Origin of the sequence: Pedobacter sp. UYP1, from assembly GCF_040547305.1 — a bacterium.
GTDB lineage: Bacteria > Bacteroidota > Bacteroidia > Sphingobacteriales > Sphingobacteriaceae > Pedobacter.
On the sequence record NZ_JBEPPL010000004.1, the window covers coordinates 212195 to 230434 of the forward strand.

Here is an 18240-nt window from a genome sequence, read left to right on the forward strand (position 1 = left end):
TAGAGAAAATTGCCCTCAAATTAAGAAGCGATTTAAAATTCATCTAAATAAGCTCTAAACAATTTTATCATTTAAATTTAATCTCCTTCTTCGCATTTTCTGCTATTTTTGCAGAATGGAAAGAGAAATTCTTGATACCAAGCGTAAAGCCCTGAATATTAATCTAAACTCTGATATTTACGGGACTTTCGCTGAGATCGGGGCGGGACAGGAAGTAGCACGCAATTTTTTTACTGCAGGTGCGGCTTCAGGAACAGTGGCCAAAACTATGTCTGCCTATGATATGACTTTTAGTGATGCGATTTACGGGGTCGAAGAAACCGGAAGATACGTAAGTCAATCCAGACTGACTAAAATGCTGAACCATGAATTTGGTTTGCTGACAGAAAGATTATATGGTGAAAAATATGAAACCAGAAGTTTCTTCGCTTTTGCAGATACAGTAACCACCCTGAACTATAATAAATCCAATGATCCGCACGGATGGATCGGAATTAAGTTTCAGACTGAACCAGGAGGAGAACCCAATGAGATTTTTTTCCACGTACGTTTACTGGATACTGATGCTGCATTGCAACAGAATGTATTGGGTATAATTGGGGTTAACCTGGTTTATGCAGCCTTTTACTATCATACTGATCCCAAAAGAATGGTTGAATCACTCGCAGATAACCTGACTGTAGGTTCTGTAGAGATAGATTTGATCTCTGTAAGCGGTCCGGCTTTTAAAAACATAAATAACATCCTGCTGAATCTTTACCTGATTGTAAAGGATTTCTCAGATGCGGCTATTTTTGATTCTCTGGGAAACCCATGTTTGCCTAAAGATTTGCTGTACAAAAAAGATATTATGATTTTGCGGACAAAATATGCGCAGAAATCATTGCCTAACTTTAGTATGTTCAATAAAGCTGTAGATCAGTTTAAAAGAACAGAAAATGTTAAAAAAGACAATCTGAGTGTTTTAATTGAGGTCTTGTTGTCGAATGTTTTAACAGCCGATGAAGAAATCCCTGAAAATATTGACCTGGAAGCAGTAGCACTAAGAGCTGAAGAGCTTTGTAAAACAGGGAATCTCGTGATCGTTTCCAATTTTGCAAGACATAACAAACTGGCCAAATATCTGGACAGATGTAAACCAAAAAGCGTAGGTATTTCAACGAACATCAATAACCTGAAATTTGTATTCAATTCTTCAAATTTTGGAGAGAACTATTCCAGTATGCTATTGAGTTATGTAAGTGATATGTTTACTAAAAATGTGAAACTGTTTGCTTACCCTTTCCTGGATAAAAAATCAAATAAAGTAATTACGACTGTAAATATGCCGGTAACGCCAGAAGCAAAACCACTTTTTGACTTCCTGATCCTGAACGGATATATTACAGATATCAAAGAATATAGTGAAACAGATGTGAAGACCGTTTAAGGTCTTCACAAATGCCTGCTTATTTTTTCAACGCTTCACGAACCTTCGGAGCGATCTTCGTTCCGAAAATCTCGATAGACTTCATCATATCTTTGTGCGCAGGTGCGCCAATATCCATATGTGCTGCAAAGCGCGTCAGACCAAACATTTCCTGTACATATAAGATCTTGTCAATAGCTGCTTCAGCATCGCCTACAAATAATGCCCCGTCTTTTTGTCTGCCATAATCAAACTGATATTTAGTATAAGGAGACCAACCGCGTGATTTTCCTATTCTATCCATTTGTGCTGCATATAATGGATAATAATTAGCAGCTACCTCATCCCCATCTTCACCAAAGAATGCATGTGCATGTATACCTACCTGGAACTTAGCCATGTCATGACCAGCCTTTTGGTATTCTTCCCTGTATAAATTAAATAGAGGTTTAAACTGGCTTGGAGACCCGCCGATAATAGCAATCATCAAAGGCAATCCCAGTTTACCAGCTCTGATCACAGACTCCGGAGTACCACCTACAGCAATCCAGATTGGTAAGTTGTTATCGACCGCTCTAGGCAACACCTGTTGATTAATCAGTTCTGGTCTGAACCTTCCTTTCCAGGTAATGCTGTCTTCTTTATTTATTTTTAACAATAAGTCTAACTTCTCTGTAAACAATTCATTGTAATCATTCAGATTATTTCCGAATAAAGGGAACGATTCAATGAAACTTCCGCGACCAGCCATCAATTCAGCACGACCATTTGATAATAAATCGACCATTGCAAAATTTTGGTACAACTTTACCGGATCAGCAGAACTTAATACACTTACTGCACTGCCTAGCTTAATGTTTTTGGTTACTACAGCTGCTGCTGCCAATAAGATTTCAGGACTTGAAACTGCAAAATCCGGACGGTGATGCTCTCCGATACCGAAATAATCCAGTCCCAGTTCGTCCATTAATTTGATCTCTTCAATAATCTCACCCAGTCGTTGCTGGGCAGGTTGAAATTTATTTGTTATTGGATCAACACGTAAATCCCCGAACATACTAATACCTAATTCCATAATTCCCTTGTTTTAATCTGATACAAAGTTAAGCGGGAAACTAAAACTTCTCGTTAACCTATGATAAGTAATGTTTTCTAAGCGATTTTTACTTACAAGCTTTAGCTAAATCTGCTAAAAGAGTTTTATCGAAGGCCGCTGGTATTAAAGAATCCTGCGCTGTATTGTATTCGAATAGTTGTTTTTTTACAGGATCAAAAGTGAAACTTGCGATTAAGGGCGCATGGTCAGGATAGTTCTCATGAATACTATAATCAAAAGTCTTAGAATAATTCGTGGCACTATCTATTTTGGAATAGGGGCTGCCTTCATAAGAGATATAGAATGAAGTGCCGCCATTTTTGATAATCCTTTCTTTCAATCCATTCGTTAAACTCTGGTAAACAGGTGATGTAGTTAGTATCAAATACGCAATCTGGCTGCAGGTTTTTGTGGAAACAGGTAAAACTGTATCCAATTTTGAAGTTTTGGGCGCTGAAACTACTGTGACTTTGGTTAAAGTGTCGTTGTCAGGCTTCTCTTTTTTTGTTTGCTCTGTACAAGAAGCAGCTAATAACAGACCTGCAAGCGCTAAACTATGGAACTGGATTATTTTCATACCCTGCAAAAGTAATATCATTTGTCAGTTCAGCAAACAGGGAATTCATTTGGCTGGCAAACATTTATAAAAAGCAGGGAGATCAATCTTCCTGCTTTTTATAAATATCTTTGATCGTAACCGCCATTATATTTTCGGGCGATTCCAGTGGCTCAAAACCATATTGGCTGTAAAGACTATGTGCGTCTCTGGTTGCCAGCATGTATCTTCTTAAGCCTTGGAGATCAGGATGAAAAAGCATAAGCGACATTAATTTTTTCGAGAGTCCCATACCACGAAACTCTTCCTCTACATAAACATCTGCCAGATAAGCAAACGTAGCACGGTCAGTAATCCATCTTGCAAATCCTATTTGCCGGGTTTCTTTATAGATTCCAAAGCAAAGAGAATTCCCGATAGATTTAGTCACCGTTTGTAATGGAATTCCCTCAGCCCAATAAGATTGGGTACTCAGGAAAAGATGGACTGCAGCAGCATCGATTTTGCCTTTGTCGTCCGAAAAAATAAAGCCGTTGTCAGCAATTTCCATTAGTTACGCATATTGATGTATTGAAGTGGCTGTCCGAAATCTTCACTTTTACAAAGCGAGATTACCTTTTGAAGGTCATCAATGTTTTTACTTTGTACCCGCAATTGATCGTCCATTACAGAAGCCTGAACTTTAAGTCCGCTTGCTTTGATTTTTGCAACTATCTTTTTAGCGACATCTTTGTCAATTCCTTCTTTGATAGAAACTTCTTTTCTGATCATATTACCAGAAGCATATTGTTCCTTTCCAAAGTCAAGACTTTTAGGATCCAGATTTTGTTTCACCATACGGGAGATAATTGAATCCTCAATTGCTTTCAGACGCATGTCATCTTCAGTTACAATGGTGATCACATTTGTTTTCTTGTCATGATCAATAGTACTCTGAGAGGTAGAGAAATCATAACGGTTAAGGATCTCTTTTTTTGCGTTGTTCATTGCATTATCCAATGTCTGCGCGTCAACTTTACTTACGATATCGAAAGTGGGCATGATTATAGCTTTAGTATAAAAAATATATTAGATTTAGATATTAATTATTTAACGTTCTTGCTAAAAAAATTATTATGAAAACCAATAAATCAAAAGTGCAAAAAAATAATGCTAAAAAAGCAGTTAAAAAAGAATTGGAGCAGACTCTTTCGCAAAAATTTTTTGAAGCAGTTTCTCATTTGGGTCATGATGCCGAAAAAATTGGTGAAGAATTAGCGCATGCAGCGAAATCTGTTGCTAGTAAATTAGCTAAGAAATTTATTGCTGTAAAAGCAGACGCGGCCAAGAAAACTAAGCCAACTAAAAAAGAAATAGTAAAGACTGCGAAAAAACTTAAAAAAGTAACTGCTAAAGGCGCTAAAAAGGTTAAAAAAGAAGTTAAGAAAGCAGTTTCGAGCATAAAACCATCAGTGAACAGCATTAAAGTTCCGGTGATTGCCAGTGAAGAAAAAGCAGCTATACTAATTGCCAAGCCTGCTAAAAAAGTAACAGCAACTGTGAAGAAATCTGCCTCAGCAGTTAAAAAAGCAGTTCCTGCAGTGAAAAATGAAGTGAAAAATGAAGTGAAAAATGAAGTGAAAAAAGAAACTACTGCAGTTAAAAAAGCAGCGACGGCGGTGAAAAAAGAAGCGACTGAAGTCAAAGATAAAACTTTGACTGCTGTTCAAAATGCAGCGCAGACAAAACCTGCTGTACAAGTTGCAAAACGTGTCAGTAAAACAGCTACAGCAGCAGCTGGTGCAGCTAAAAAAGTGGCAACTACAGCTGCAGCTAAAACTGCTCCAGTAAAGAAAGCGGCTGTTAAACGTCTTCCTGCTAAACCTGCTGCAACCTCTGCTAAAACTACACCCGCGGACGTTAAACCTGCGGTGACTTCAGAAAAAACGGAAGAGAAGACTACAGATGAAAGTTAATTCAATTGTAGTTTGACGTTAATTTAACCGCGCTTTTCTGCAGATTAATGCTCAAATAATTAACATTGAATTAACAATAGAATTCGCAGTTTTGAGCATCCGTTCCCACCAGGGATTTTTTGATACTAACCCCCATGACAAAGAAGAAGGTCCCATTTTTAAATAGAGAACTCAGCTGGTTATATTTCAATGAACGGGTTTTACAGGAGGCAACAGATGAAACTGTTCCGCTGATTGAAAGAATTAAATTTTTGTCTATTTTCTCTTCTAACCTGGAAGAATTTTACCGGGTACGTGTAGCTACAATGACCAGGTTGTCTAATTTAAACGACAAGGCCAAAGAACTTTTAGGATTTAATCCTAAAAAAGTGCTGAACGAGATTAAGAATATCGTTGTTAAACAGGAGCGTAAATTTGAACAATTATTTCAGGCTACGCTGATTAATGAACTTGCACAGAACAGGATTTTTATCCTGAACGATACACAGCTCAATGTGGCCAGGGGAGAGTTTGTAAAAGAGCACTTCCGGGATAAAATACTTTCCAATCTGGTACCGATCATGATTGATATGGAAAAACCATTTCCAGAACTCAAAGACCGGTACTTGTACTTTTTTGTAAGGCTTAAAAAGAAAACCGGCAAAAAAGATGAAAAGTATGCATTGATAGAATTACCTCCCGACTTGCCAAGGTTCCTGGTACTGCCAGAAACCAACGGATTAAAATTTATTATTCTTGCTGAGGATATTATCAAATATTGTCTGGATGACATCTTTTACGTATTCAAATACGATGAAATGGATGCCTATTCCATACAACTAACCAGAGACGCAGAGCTGGATATCGATAAAAATGTAAGCGATAAATTTATTGATGAATTAAAAACCAGCCTTGATAAACGGAGAAAAGGTAAACCAATGCGTTTACTTTATGATACAGAAATGCCGTTTGACATGCTCGGTGTACTGGTTGCAAAAATGAAACTGGAAGCAGAAAGTCTGATTCCAGGTAACCGTTACCATAAATTTGGTGATTTTATTCGTTTTCCTAATGTAGGAGATAAAAGCCTTGAATACCCTGCAAATATACCCTTGAAGGTTTTTGGTTTACACCGTACCCAAAGTATATTTAACAAACTTGCAGAAAGAGACTACCTGGTTAATTTACCCTATCAGTCTTACGATTATATCATTCTTTTTCTTCGTGAAGCAGCAATTGATCCTAAAGTTACGGCAATAAATATTACACTATACCGTCTTGCAGAGAATTCAAGAGTAATTAACGCTTTAATTAATGCGGCAAAAAATGGTAAAAAGGTAAACTGTTTGGTTGAGCTTAAAGCACGCTTTGATGAAAGAGCAAATATATTCTGGACCAACAGGCTGGAAGAAGAGGGTGTTCATGTAAACTATGGACTGACAGATTACAAAGTCCATTCTAAAATCTGCCTGGTTACCCGGATAGAAAAAGGCCGTCCCGTTTATTATGCGAATCTGGCCACTGGTAATTTCAACGAGAAAACTGCTAAACTTTACTGTGACCACAGTATTTTTACAGCTAAAAAAGAGATCACACATGATTTGATTAAGCTGTTTGCAGCCTTAAACAAGCGTACCGTAGCTACAGGATTTAAGCACCTGATTGTTTCTCCCCTGGAATCCAGAACTAAGTTTTATACCTTGATAGACCGGGAAATTAAGATCGCGAAATCTGGTAAACCTGCCTATCTTATTTTTAAGGTAAACAGTTTGGCTGATGAAGGGATTGTGGAGAAACTTTATGACGCAAGTAACGCAGGAGTTAAGATTAAATTGATTGTACGGGGTATTTGCTGCCTGGTTCCGGGCATAAAAGACTTCAGTGAAAATATTACGGTCATCAGTATCATTGATAAGTTTTTAGAGCATGCACGTGTTTTCATTTTTGGAAATAATGGTAAAGAAGAAATGTTCCTTTCTTCAGCAGACTTGATGAGCCGCAATTTTGAGCACCGTGTAGAAGTTGGTTTTCCTGTGCTGGATGAAGACGTTAAACAGGAAATCAGGGATATTATTGATTTTCAGTTACAGGATAATGTGAAAGCGAGAGATATTACCAGGTTGAATAATAATAAATATCATAAAAACCGGCTTAGCACTAAGGTGAGAGCACAGGTTCAAACTTATAATTACTTAAAAAACAAACACCAGTAGAAGATTATGCTCAGATATGCAGCAATTGACGTTGGCTCTAATGCCGTTAGACTGCTTATTGCAGATATAACACACAATGAAAATGGGTTTGGTTTTAAAAAGAATACGCTGGTCAGGGTTCCGTTAAGGTTAGGTGATGACGCCTTTCTTGACCATAAAATCTCGGCACGTAAAATCGAAGACCTGATCAAAACTATGCAGGCTTTTAAAAATCTGATGGATGTTTATCAGGTGACCAAATATCTTGCTTGTGCAACATCTTCCATGAGAGAAGCACAAAACGGGCTGGAAATTATTCAAATGATTAAAGAGAAAGCCAATGTTGACCTGGAGATTATTGAAGGTCAGCGGGAAGCTAATATTATTTATGCCAATCATATCGAGGATGACCTTGATATCAAGAAAAACTATCTTTACATAGACGTAGGTGGTGGTAGCACAGAGTTGTCTGTTTTCGTGAACAAAATACCTGTGGCTTCTAAATCATTTGATATCGGAACAATCAGAATTCTTGATAATCAGGATAAAGAAGAAACCTGGGAAGAGATGAGACTATGGGTTAAAGATCAAACCAAGTATCATAAAAATCTGGCAGGGATAGGTACCGGAGGAAATATCAATAAATTGTATAAAATGGCGAATGAAAAAGAGGGAACACCTTTAACTTTTCTGAAGCTCAAATCTCTTTACAATCAATTGAATAGTCATTCCTTAAAAGAACGTATCCAGATTTTTAACCTGAACCCTGATCGTGCTGACGTTATCATTCCGGCCAGTGAGATCTTTATTACCCTGATGAAGTGGACAGGTATCAAGCAGATTCATGTGCCAAGAGTTGGTATGGCAGATGGAATTATCAATCTGTTAATAGAAGAGAATCTGAATAAATAACAGCCAGATAGTCACCGTGGTGACTTATAGAAACAGCATGCTTTTGGCCGGTAATCTGATGGGTTAACTCCGGGATTCCTGAGGGAGTGCCGGCCAGCTGATAAAGCTTGGTTATGGTGTTAAATCCGGCTTTGTAAGCAATACCAGGTTTTAGATACTGCAAATGCAGCTGGTCAAAATCCCTGATGTCCGATACTGCAACAGAATGGATGAAGTTGCTTTTGAGCTCACTTCTAATCAAAAAACGATCCTTGAAATAGCTGACCATTCCTGATATTTCAATCTCCTGCGTATTCAAGGTGCAGCAAAAATTTAAAGGCTCATACTTTCTGACTCCTGTGCTGCGCTGAACAATTTTGCAGGCAGCTTCTTTCATAGTCCAGATCAACCATAACATTTCATCAGGCTTAGCGGCTTCCAGAACCAGCCTTTGCTCTTTAGTTGTACATATCTTGGCGAGGTAGCCTTTTCTTCTCCAGTTGCTCTCTATAGCTGCCTGGCGCAGATCTACCAGATCATTACCAATCATTTTTCAGCAAGTTTAGCTTCAATAACCTCCAGTGTTGATTTAACATCCAGCATTTTTGCCATAGAATCATTATCGATCTCTATGCCGAACTTTTCTTCCAGATCCAGTACAATATCAACCAGGTTGGCAGAATTGATCTTCAGGTCTGTAATAAAACTTGTAGTCTCACTAAGCTGATCCAGCGCTTGCTTGTCCTGGGTATAAGGAGCCGCGACCTCTTTAATATCGGAAATGATAACTTCTCTATCCATGATTATATTTTTTTAAGACCAAACAAGCATTAACATCGCCAAAACCAAAACTTGCCTTGACGAGCAGATTAAATTCTTTGTGCAGACAAACACGGGGGATCCGCTCCGGATCTATTAATACCTCGATTCCAGGATGCAGATCTTCACAATTTATATTGGGGAAAATAAACCCTTCATGAAGCTGTAAAACCGAAGCGACACATTCAATGCTGCCTGCTGCAGAGATGCAATGTCCAATCATCCCTTTAACCGAATTGATATAAGGAAAATCCTTACCAGAACGCCCCAATGCCGTTACCCAATTTTGTATTTCAAGTGTATCTTTTACGGTCGCTGTTAAATGACCATTAATCACATCAACTTCGGCAGGTTCTACGCCGGCATCTTTTAATGCTTTGGACAAGCATCTTTGTACCGCTAATGGATTAGGTGCAGTCATTGTACCTTCACCACGCTGTCCGCCAGAATTGAGATGTCCCCCCAGTATTTCCGCATAAATCCTGGCACCTCTTGCTAAAGCACTGTCCAGGCTCTCTAAAACCAAAGCTCCGGCGCCACTTCCGGGAACAAAACCACTTGCCGTTGCGCTCATTGGGCGGCTTCCTTTTTCCGGATCAGTATTGTGTTTATAAGTGCAAACTTTCATTGCATCAAAACCAGCCCAGATATATGGGCCACTGTCACTTGTACTTCCAGCCAGCATTACTGTTGCCTGACCTGATTTAATGCGCTCATAAGCCATTAAAATACTTTCCGTTCCTGTTGCGCAAGCAGAAGAGTTAGTCGTTACCTGATTACCCAATCCGAGCTTTCCGGCTAATAATGCACTTACTCCGCTTGCCATGGTCTGGGCAACTACAGAACTGCCCAGCTTACGGATCTGCAGGTTATCTAATTTATAAATAGCACCTCTGAATTTGTCAATACCAGAAGTGCCAGTACCGAAAACAGTTCCACTTTCCCAATCCGGCATTTCAACTGGAGCAGTGTTAAGCCCTGCATCCCTCCAAGCATCTAAACCTGCAATTACACCATAGACAATTCCAGTGCTTTCCAGGTTCCTGATTTCAAGGTCAGTGAAATACTGGCTGATCCGCGCTGCATCAATCACTGGTTTTCCTGCGATCTGGCAAGAGAAAAGAAGTTGTTCCAGCTGCGGATCATGCCGGATTCCTGACACACCATTTTTAAGCGCATGCGTGAATTGCGTGATGTCCGCACCATTTGGTGAAACAACCCCTAAACCAGTGACAACAACACGTTTAGTCATTCATTTTTGTAGTTACCATTCCTGATATATTTCCTTTGCAAACTGTTTCTCCTGCTTCATTTTTCATCACGACATTACAATTCAGCTTTTTAAACCTGAAGTATACTTTTTCAGCAGTTACGGTAACCTTTTCACCTGGAAAAACAGGTTTCATAAAATCCATTGCCGTAGAAGTCAGCATCACATGTGCTTTCATTTCTGTATTTGCATTTTCCGATAAATAAATGCCCAGGCAAACCAATCCGATCTGTGCCATGGTCTCGGTTAAGATTACCCCTGGTGTAACTGGTGCATCTTTAAAATGTCCTTTATAGAAATCAAGGTCTTTATCAAAAGTATAAGTCCCTGTTGATCCATTCTCATCGATTTGTAATAACTCATCAACAAATAAAAAAGGTTTGCTGTAAGGTAATTTTGCTAGTATTTCTTGTGTATTCATTAGTATAAGATTATCAATTCTAAGCTGTAAAGTAAATACAAAAAATGCTTACCACTGCAATAAAATTCGTTGCGCAGAAAATCCGGGGCCAAAACTGAGCATCAGCCCCCTTTCTCCAGGCTTTGGTCTGGCATTCATAATCCGCTCAAGCACATAGAGTACGGTAACGCTTGACATGTTTCCATATAACCTTAAAATCGCTTTAGTATCTTCAATATTTTTTCCAAGATCACCAAATAAAGCTTCTACAATTTCAATGATTTTCTTGCCGCCGGGATGAAAAATCAAATGGTCTATAGCCTGAATATTTAATCCGTTTTTTTCCAGAAAAGGATGGATAATAGCGGGGAAATGTGCAGCAATTGTTTCAGGAACAGTAACATCCAGTACCATTTGTAAACCGGTATTGGTCATTTTAAAGCCCATCATTTCTTCTGCATCATAAAAGTGATACATTTCTTCAGCCATTATTTCCGGTCCGTCATCCTCGGGATGTGAAGACAAGAGGATACAGGCTGCACCATCTCCAAAAATAGCAGCACTTACAATGTTGGCCATCGAGAAGTCATTGCGCTGAAAAGTGGCTGTTGGAGATTCAACAGCAATAACTGCAGCTCTTTTTCCTGGATTGGATTTCAAGAAATTCTTAGCATATATAATTCCGGACACACCAGCCGCACAGCCCATTTCTGTAACGGGAAGACGCACAATATCCTGGCGCAGTTTCAAGGCATTGATCAGATAAGCATCTAAAGAGGGGATCATAATTCCCGTGCAACTTACAGTAATGATATAATCGAGATCTTCATTTTTCCAACCTGCCTTCTCAATAGCATCAGTCAGGCATTTTGTACCTAGTTTAATGCCCTCTCTGCAATAAATTGTATTGCGTTCTTCAAAAGTAAGATCGCTGAAAACTTCTTCTGGAGACATAAATGAATAGCGTTTATCTACTGCAGCATTTTCAAATATTTTTTTAACCTTACGGACAAACCGGTCTTCCTGGCCATGCAGCCACCCATCCAGAAAAGGAATGATCTCCGCTGTACTTCTTGAATATTCAGGCAATGCTTTGCTGATGCTTTTTATGGTTACACTCATGATATTTTAACTATCCATTGGTAGCGGAACGCCCATTTCCATTTGATTAAGTAATTTTTAAGGCCTAATGTTTTTGAAAATGACATTAAATCTTTTCTTTTAAATCCGCGGAGAATAGAAACCAGTCCATCTTCACGTGACATTTCATTCAGGCGGAATACAAAACATAAGCCCAGGAACAGGTAATAAGCGATTGCACTCCGTTGTAAATCATTAATCACAAAACCGAGCCTTGCTGTCTGCTGAAAACTTTGCAGCAGCGTAATGATCTCCTGATCTTTAAAATGATGTAATGTTAAAGTACAAAGTATAATATCCGCTGATTTTTCTTCATTCAGCTTATCAAATATATCTACGCATTCATAACTTATATTTTTATAGCCTGCAGACAAGCTTTTGGCATGCTCAATCGTGAAATTATTTGCATCTATACCGGTTAGTATAAAATTTAAATCATTTTTCTCCGCATAAGCTGCAAGGGCTCTTAACATATCTCCATTTCCGCACCCTATATCGGTAATACGGATTAATGCAGATTTTGGTTGTGCCCGCAGTAAATAAATAATTCCTTCAAGTGTAACCTTGTTTCCGCCAAGCAGGCGATTGATGCTGGCGATTTTGTCCAGGGCATCTCTGAGTATTTCTCCCTCCATCTGGAAATTATCCATGATTTCAGGGGCATTGCTTCTGTAAGTGGTATCTACAAACATTATTTATGGACAGTTAAGCTATGGCCGTGTGTGTGTTTAATAATCAAAGGCAGTATAAATGGAAGCCGAACCATTCCACCCAACAATTTTTCTGTTAAATATTCTTTTTCGAACAGTGCTGATAAAGTACTGCCCATCCATAATCTGGATTTAAAGTGGTGATTCCAGGATATAAGATAGCGTTTTTCGAGTGCAGTTCTGTTTGAAATCTCTCCTTTAAGAAACAAAATCAGCAATTCCGAGCAAATTCTGGCACTATGTATTGCCATAGCCATGCCATTACCACATAAAGGATGTATCAATGCCGCAGTGTCCCCAATCATCAGGATATGATCAATGATTGTTTCCCTGGCGCCAAAGGAGAGCTGACTGATCGTTATTGGTGCATCAAACAAGAGTTCTGATTTTTCAAAAAGGCTTTTCAAATGCGTATTTTGATACAATACATTTTCCTGATAAGTTATAATGTTTTTATGTGTTTTGAAGGTTTTATAATTTGCGAGGTAACAGATATTTATCTTTTGATCCTCAATTTTAGAAGCACCGCAATATCCTCCTTTAAAATTATGCAATGCAACAAGCCCGTCTTCAAACTTACCAGTATAATGTGCTTTTACAGCCAGGAATGGTGACTTATACTGGATAAATTCTCTTTTTAACTTGAGGTCAATAGCAGAACGTTTGCCATAAGCACCAATCACCTGTCTGGCTATGTATCGATTTTCACTTTGCGTGGAAACCAGGAAGCTATCTTTTTCAAAAACAACATTGCGCACTGTATCGTGTATTACCTGGCCCCCTCTGGCCAGAAATTTCTGATATAGAAAATGGTCCAGCTGGTAGCGGCTCACTCCAAAACCACCCATAGGTAGCCGGGTAGAAATACTACGCCCTGAAACTGTCGAAAATTGCAATTTGGAAATTACCGAAGGATACAACACAGCCGGATCGGCGTCCAGCCATTTTAAATAGGGGAGAACCTCATTAGAAATGTATTCACCGCAAACTTTATGATGAGGATAAGTATCCTTTTCGATCAGGATCACCTCAATCCCTGCTTGCTGAAGATGTAATGCTGCGGTTAATCCGGCCAGCCCGCCACCTATAATTAAAATATCAGTTTGTACAGGCATAATCAAAAAAGGGGAATAAGAAGCGTAGTCTTATAACACTATACCGGACTATTTGTTTAAATCCATAAAAATATATTACTATTCTATAATTACAAATTAAATTGCTTGCGAAAACCTTACAAAAAAGCCCTGTTCCAAATGAATGAAACAAGGCCTTCTATAAAAAATAGCTGTTTAGTTGTCCAGCAGTTTTGCTGCATCACTATCCAGGAACCAGGTCAGGCTTCCGTCAATCGGATCAATCAATTGAGATGGATACACTTCAGGATTTTTAGGCTCGTCTTCAATAACATGTTTAAGCGCATCAGCTTTAGCTTCACCAAATACAAGAAAGGCAACATTTTTGGCCTTATTGATCAAAGGAGCCGTAAAACTGATTCTGTAAGTCGCTAATTTCTCTACAAATACACTCTCAACCGTTACTTCTTTGCTACCTAAAATATCAGTACCCGGGAATAACGAAGCTGTATGGCCATCATCGCCCATACCTAATAAAATAAGGTCAAAAGCAAGGTCTGCACCTTCAAAATGAGTAGTAATTGCCTTCGCATATTCAATTGCAGCTTTTTCAGGAGCTAATGTAGTATCTACAAAAAAGATATGATCAGCAGCGATATTTAAAGGAGCTAATATTGATTTCTTTGCCATTAAGCCATTATAGCTTTCATGTCCGGGTGGAACATTACGTTCATCTCCAATAAAGAAAAATACTTTTGACCAATCCAGCTTTTCACGGTAGGTGGTAGACAGCATTTCATATAACTCTTTAGGAGAATTACCGCCGGTGAGCACAAAATTAAAACAATCCTTTTCTGCAATCGCCTTTTCTGCAATTGCAATCACGTAATCCGCTAAATCTTTAAGCAGTTCACTTTTTGTTTTATAGATCAGTAAGTTCATGCTAGTCTTTATTTTTTAAAGGTAAGGTGAACCAGTGGAAACCATCTCTGGCAATCAGTGCTTCGGCATCTTCAGGACCCCATGAATCAGCAGGATAGTTAGGGAAACTCAATGAAGTTTTACTTTCCCACGCATTGATTACAGGCATTAACAATTCCCATGCACTTTCTACCTGGTCTGCACGCATAAACTGTGTCTGATCTGCAATCATTACATCCAATAATAAAGTCTCGTAAGCTTCTGGAGCTTCAGCACTATAAGTTCCTTTATAATCGAAAACCATATCAACAGGATTCAATACCATATCCAGTCCAGGTCTTTTCGCCTGTACCTGCAAACGGATACTCATTTCTGGCTGAATACTGATGATCAGCCTGTTTTGCTGCCAGTGTTCAGTTACACCTGCAGGGAAAACCTGGTGAGGGACATCCTTAAACTGTATCGTGATCAGAGAAGAAGTCTGGAACAGACGTTTACCTGTACGTACATAAAAAGGAATTCCCTGCCAGCGCCAGTTATCCACGAAGAATTTGGCTGCTGCAAAAGTTTCCGTATTAGACTGTGGTGCCACATCTTTTTCAGAGCGGTAACCAGGAACTTCTTTACCCTCAACCCATCCTTTAGAATACTGTCCGCGAACAGTGCTCATACGGATATCATCAGGTCCAAAAGGACGCATAGCTTTCAGGACATCAACTTTTTTGTTCCTGATTTCATCAGCATCAAAATTGATAGGAGTTTCCATACCAATTAAACAAAGAAGTTGTAAAATATGATTCTGGATCATATCTCTTAAAGCACCAGCTCCATCATAATAACCACCACGATCTCCAACACCCAATTGTTCTGTTACAGAAATCTGTACGTGATCAATATAAGTACGGTTCCAAAGTGGCTCAAGGAATGAATTGGCAAAACGGAAAGCCATAATATTCTGAACAGTTTCCTTACCCAGATAATGGTCAATTCTATAGATCTGTTTCTCCGTGAAAATTCCGGTTAGCAGTTTATTTAATTCTCTTGCAGTTTCTAAATCGCGACCGAAAGGTTTTTCAATTACGATACGGCAATTTTCTTCATTTCCTGCAAGATCATATTTAGCGATACATTCCGCAATTAGCGGGAATAAATTTGGTGCTACCGCCAGGTAATAGATCACCTGTGTTTTAGGGCCAAATTTTTTCTTAAGCTTTTCAATACTTGTTTTAAGATCCTGGAAAGTTTCAGGAGCAGAAACATCTACAGGATTGTAGTATACGTTTTCTGCAAAACCATCCCACTTCTCTTTTTTAACCTTACCAGCACGGGAAAAACTATTTACCCCCTCCATAATAGTGTTACGGAACTGTACATCAGTGAGCTTGCTTCTCGCTGTTCCGATTATTGCATAATCTTTAGGCATATAGCCATCAGAATACAAGTTATAAAGTGCTGGCGCAAGTTTGCGCATATTTAAATCCCCAGTGCCACCAAAGATGACAAAAACGGTTGGGTTAAGGCATTGACTTGTTTTCATTAGTGCATATTTTATTTATCGGTGATGAAGCCTGAATGCGCTTAGTATAATGTTTATAAACGCATTCAGGTTCATTTCTTTTATATTACGATTTTACTGGATTCCAGATAGCATGAAACGTTCCTTCTGCATCAGTACGTTCAAACTGGTGTGCACCAAAAAAGTCTCTTTGTGCCTGAATTAAATTAGAAGGCATTCTTTCTGTTTTTAACGAATCGAAATAGGTCAGGGCAGAAGCAAATGCAGGAACAGCTAATCCAGTTAATACGGTATGGCTAACTACAGATCTCATTCCAGGAAGAATTTCTTCTAATTTTTTTGCAATACCCGCATCAGCATAAAGATGCTCCAGATCCGGTTGCTTTTTATAAGCCTGGTAAATATCTTCTAAGAATTCTGCTCTGATGATACATCCACCGCGCCAGATTTGTGCGATTTCATGTAAATTCAGTTCATATTCATAAGTGATAGAAGCCTGCCATAATAAATGAAGTCCCTGTGCATAAGAAGAAATTACAGCGAAATATAAAGCCTGTTCCAGCTCAACAATAAACTTGTCCTTATCTCCAACAGCATATTTGCCCTGAGTATAAGTTTTAGATAATGCAGTACGTAAGCTTTTGAATTTAGATAAATCTCTGGTACTTACTGCCTCATTGATAGAAGGAATCGGTAACTGCAAGTCCATTGACACCTGTGATGTCCACTTTCCAGTACCTTTAGATTTTGCTTCATCTTTAATATAATCAACCAGGTAACCACCAGTTTTTTCATCCTTAAAAGCAAAGATATCTTTCGTTACTTCTAATAAAAAAGACTGCAGACGGCCATTGTTCCACTGCTCAAATACATCATGAATCTGCTCATTTGAATATTCAAGTGCATTTTTCATAATGTCATAAGCCTCAGCTAACAACTGCATCATGGCATACTCTATACCATTGTGTACCATTTTCACAAAGTGACCTGAAGCTCCGGGGCCAATATATGCCACACATGGATCACCATTTACTTTAGCAGAAACAGCTTCAAGAATCTCTTTCATCTCGCCATAAGCAGTCTTATCACCACCTGGCATAATGCTTGGACCGAAACGTGCACCTTCTTCACCACCAGAAATTCCCATACCGAAGAAATGCATTCCCTGTCCGGAAAGCTCAGCAGCTCTTTTGCTGGTGTCCGTGAAATGAGAGTTTCCACTATCAATAATAATATCACCTTTATCCAGTAAAGGTAAAAGCTCCTGGATGACACTGTCAACAATTGGTCCTGCAGGTACAAGAAGCATAATTCTTCTTGGTAACTCCAGACTTCCAATAAAATCTTCAAGTGAACTGTAGGCCGTCAGATTATGCTTTGCACCATCTTCCTTAAGTTTCTGGATCATTTTCGGATCCTTGTCATAACCTGTTACTGCAAAGCCTTTATCGGCCATGTTCAGCAATAAATTGCGGCCCATTGTACCAAGGCCTATCATTCCTAATGTGAATTTACTTTCCATTTGTTGTATTTGATTTTGGATAGGTAGTGAAAACGTGATATTTTTCTTCAGCAGCCCATAATTTTGCACCGCCTTTTATCCCATCCCTGTTAGAAACAAGCTGAATATTGTGCTCTAGTTCAAAATTGATGTGTTTAGAATTTCCGCCTCCAAGGTAGAGCACATCGTAGTTAAACACTGTTTTATAAATTTCTATAATTCGTTTTAGTCTTTCATTCCATTTCTTGTCGCCTTCTTTCTGGAATGCCTTTTCACCGATATAATCATCATAATCCTTGTTTTTTGTTACCGGAAGATGAGAAAGTTCAAGATGTGGAAGTAACTCTCCGTCAAAAGTTAAAGCTGTACCGAAACCTGTACCCAATGTAAGTACGATTTCAAAACCTTTACCGGCTATAATACCCAATGCCTGTTGATCTGCATCATTAATTAAGCGGACAGGTTTCCCTAAAATATCACTGATCTGTTGTGCAAGCGGATAACCTGCCCATTTGTTTTTCGCCAAGTTAGGAGCTGTTTCCACGATACCATGTTTAACATAACCGGGGAAACCAATGGCGATTTTACTGTAAGGAGTAAGCGGGGAAACCAATTCATGAATAACTTTAATTACATTTTCAGGAGTAGAATCCTTAGGTGTTGGCAGTTTAGTATATTCAGAGAATAGTTCACCATTTTCTTTTAAGATGCAGGCCTTGATACCGGTCCCGCCAATATCAATTGATAAAATATTGGTACTCTCTTTTTCTTGCTCGTTGTTGGCCATATTTCTTTTTTTATGAATATTGCTTT

19 protein-coding genes are annotated in these 18240 nt (G+C 38.7%); 4 read left to right on the top strand and 15 right to left on the bottom strand.

The window, feature by feature from the left end:
- The first annotated feature begins 115 nt into the window (after nt 1–115).
- The gene (locus ABIB30_RS11045) at nt 116–1429 is read left to right on the top strand and encodes a nicotinamide mononucleotide adenylyltransferase (RefSeq protein WP_354301957.1); all 1314 of its coding nucleotides are present in this window, start codon (nt 116–118) and stop codon (nt 1427–1429) included.
- Nucleotides 1430–1448: 19 nt separating this feature from the next.
- Here ABIB30_RS11045 and ABIB30_RS11050 read toward each other — a convergent pair whose 3' ends face one another.
- The 4 genes from ABIB30_RS11050 to ABIB30_RS11065 all read right to left on the bottom strand — a co-directional run bounded on the left by ABIB30_RS11050 (nt 1449) and on the right by ABIB30_RS11065 (nt 4101).
- The gene (locus ABIB30_RS11050) at nt 1449–2483 is read right to left on the bottom strand and encodes an LLM class flavin-dependent oxidoreductase (protein ID WP_354301959.1); all 1035 of its coding nucleotides are present in this window, start codon (nt 2481–2483) and stop codon (nt 1449–1451) included.
- Between the two features lie 88 nt (nt 2484–2571).
- Nucleotides 2572–3081, bottom strand: a complete 510-nt coding sequence (locus ABIB30_RS11055; protein ID WP_354301961.1) for a hypothetical protein — start codon at nt 3079–3081, stop codon at nt 2572–2574.
- A gap of 82 nt (nt 3082–3163) precedes the next feature.
- A complete protein-coding gene (locus tag ABIB30_RS11060; protein ID WP_354301963.1) occupies nt 3164–3610 on the bottom strand; it encodes a GNAT family N-acetyltransferase in 447 nt (148 codons plus the stop codon).
- Nucleotides 3610–4101, bottom strand: coding sequence for a YajQ family cyclic di-GMP-binding protein (locus ABIB30_RS11065; protein ID WP_183878731.1), 492 nt, complete (start codon nt 4099–4101; stop codon nt 3610–3612). The genes ABIB30_RS11060 and ABIB30_RS11065 overlap by 1 nt, the downstream gene beginning before the upstream one ends.
- A gap of 74 nt (nt 4102–4175) precedes the next feature.
- Here ABIB30_RS11065 and ABIB30_RS11070 point away from each other — a divergent pair, with 74 nt between their 5' ends.
- From ABIB30_RS11070 to ABIB30_RS11080, 3 genes are all read left to right on the top strand, one after another.
- A complete protein-coding gene (locus ABIB30_RS11070) occupies nt 4176–5015 on the top strand; it encodes a hypothetical protein (protein WP_354301965.1) in 840 nt (279 codons plus the stop codon).
- 134 nt (nt 5016–5149) lie between these two features.
- Entirely contained in the window at nt 5150–7207 is a 2058-nt protein-coding gene (ppk1, locus tag ABIB30_RS11075; protein ID WP_354301966.1) for a polyphosphate kinase 1, read from the top strand.
- Nucleotides 7208–7213: 6 nt separating this feature from the next.
- Nucleotides 7214–8098 (top strand): Ppx/GppA phosphatase family protein, encoded by an 885-nt coding sequence (locus ABIB30_RS11080; protein ID WP_354301967.1) that lies wholly within the window; start codon nt 7214–7216, stop codon nt 8096–8098.
- Here ABIB30_RS11080 and ABIB30_RS11085 read toward each other — a convergent pair.
- From ABIB30_RS11085 to ABIB30_RS11135, 11 genes are all read right to left on the bottom strand, one after another.
- Nucleotides 8064–8627 carry a 4'-phosphopantetheinyl transferase family protein gene (locus tag ABIB30_RS11085; RefSeq protein WP_354301970.1) on the bottom strand — a complete coding sequence of 188 codons (564 nt, stop codon included), beginning with the start codon at nt 8625–8627 and terminating at the stop codon, nt 8064–8066. The two genes, ABIB30_RS11080 and ABIB30_RS11085, sit on opposite strands and share 35 nt — an antisense overlap.
- Nucleotides 8624–8878, bottom strand: coding sequence for an acyl carrier protein (locus ABIB30_RS11090; protein ID WP_354301971.1), 255 nt, complete (start codon nt 8876–8878; stop codon nt 8624–8626). Before ABIB30_RS11090 ends, ABIB30_RS11085 begins: the two co-directional genes overlap by 4 nt.
- Complete coding sequence (locus tag ABIB30_RS11095; RefSeq protein ID WP_354301973.1) at nt 8871–10148, bottom strand: beta-ketoacyl-[acyl-carrier-protein] synthase family protein; 1278 nt, start codon at nt 10146–10148, stop codon at nt 8871–8873. Before ABIB30_RS11095 ends, ABIB30_RS11090 begins: the two co-directional genes overlap by 8 nt.
- A complete protein-coding gene (locus ABIB30_RS11100) occupies nt 10141–10587 on the bottom strand; it encodes a 3-hydroxyacyl-ACP dehydratase FabZ family protein (RefSeq protein WP_354301975.1) in 447 nt (148 codons plus the stop codon). The genes ABIB30_RS11095 and ABIB30_RS11100 overlap by 8 nt, the downstream gene beginning before the upstream one ends.
- Before the next feature lie 48 nt (nt 10588–10635).
- Nucleotides 10636–11688 carry a type III polyketide synthase gene (locus ABIB30_RS11105; protein ID WP_354301977.1) on the bottom strand — a complete coding sequence of 351 codons (1053 nt, stop codon included), beginning with the start codon at nt 11686–11688 and terminating at the stop codon, nt 10636–10638.
- Nucleotides 11685–12398 carry a methyltransferase domain-containing protein gene (locus ABIB30_RS11110; RefSeq protein ID WP_354301979.1) on the bottom strand — a complete coding sequence of 238 codons (714 nt, stop codon included), beginning with the start codon at nt 12396–12398 and terminating at the stop codon, nt 11685–11687. The genes ABIB30_RS11105 and ABIB30_RS11110 overlap by 4 nt, the downstream gene beginning before the upstream one ends.
- Nucleotides 12398–13531: an NAD(P)/FAD-dependent oxidoreductase gene (locus tag ABIB30_RS11115; RefSeq protein ID WP_354301981.1), complete on the bottom strand. Its 1134-nt coding sequence runs from the start codon at nt 13529–13531 to the stop codon at nt 12398–12400. Before ABIB30_RS11115 ends, ABIB30_RS11110 begins: the two co-directional genes overlap by 1 nt.
- A 174-nt stretch (nt 13532–13705) precedes the next feature.
- A complete protein-coding gene (gene pgl / locus ABIB30_RS11120) occupies nt 13706–14431 on the bottom strand; it encodes a 6-phosphogluconolactonase (protein ID WP_354301983.1) in 726 nt (241 codons plus the stop codon).
- A 1-nt stretch (nt 14432) separates the two neighbouring features.
- A complete protein-coding gene (zwf, locus tag ABIB30_RS11125; RefSeq protein WP_354301985.1) occupies nt 14433–15947 on the bottom strand; it encodes a glucose-6-phosphate dehydrogenase in 1515 nt (504 codons plus the stop codon).
- Between the two features lie 85 nt (nt 15948–16032).
- The gene (gnd, locus tag ABIB30_RS11130) at nt 16033–17448 is read right to left on the bottom strand and encodes an NADP-dependent phosphogluconate dehydrogenase (protein WP_354301987.1); all 1416 of its coding nucleotides are present in this window, start codon (nt 17446–17448) and stop codon (nt 16033–16035) included.
- Nucleotides 17438–18214 carry an ROK family protein gene (locus tag ABIB30_RS11135; protein ID WP_354301988.1) on the bottom strand — a complete coding sequence of 259 codons (777 nt, stop codon included), beginning with the start codon at nt 18212–18214 and terminating at the stop codon, nt 17438–17440. The genes gnd and ABIB30_RS11135 overlap by 11 nt, the downstream gene beginning before the upstream one ends.
- Nucleotides 18215–18240: the final 26 nt, after the last annotated feature.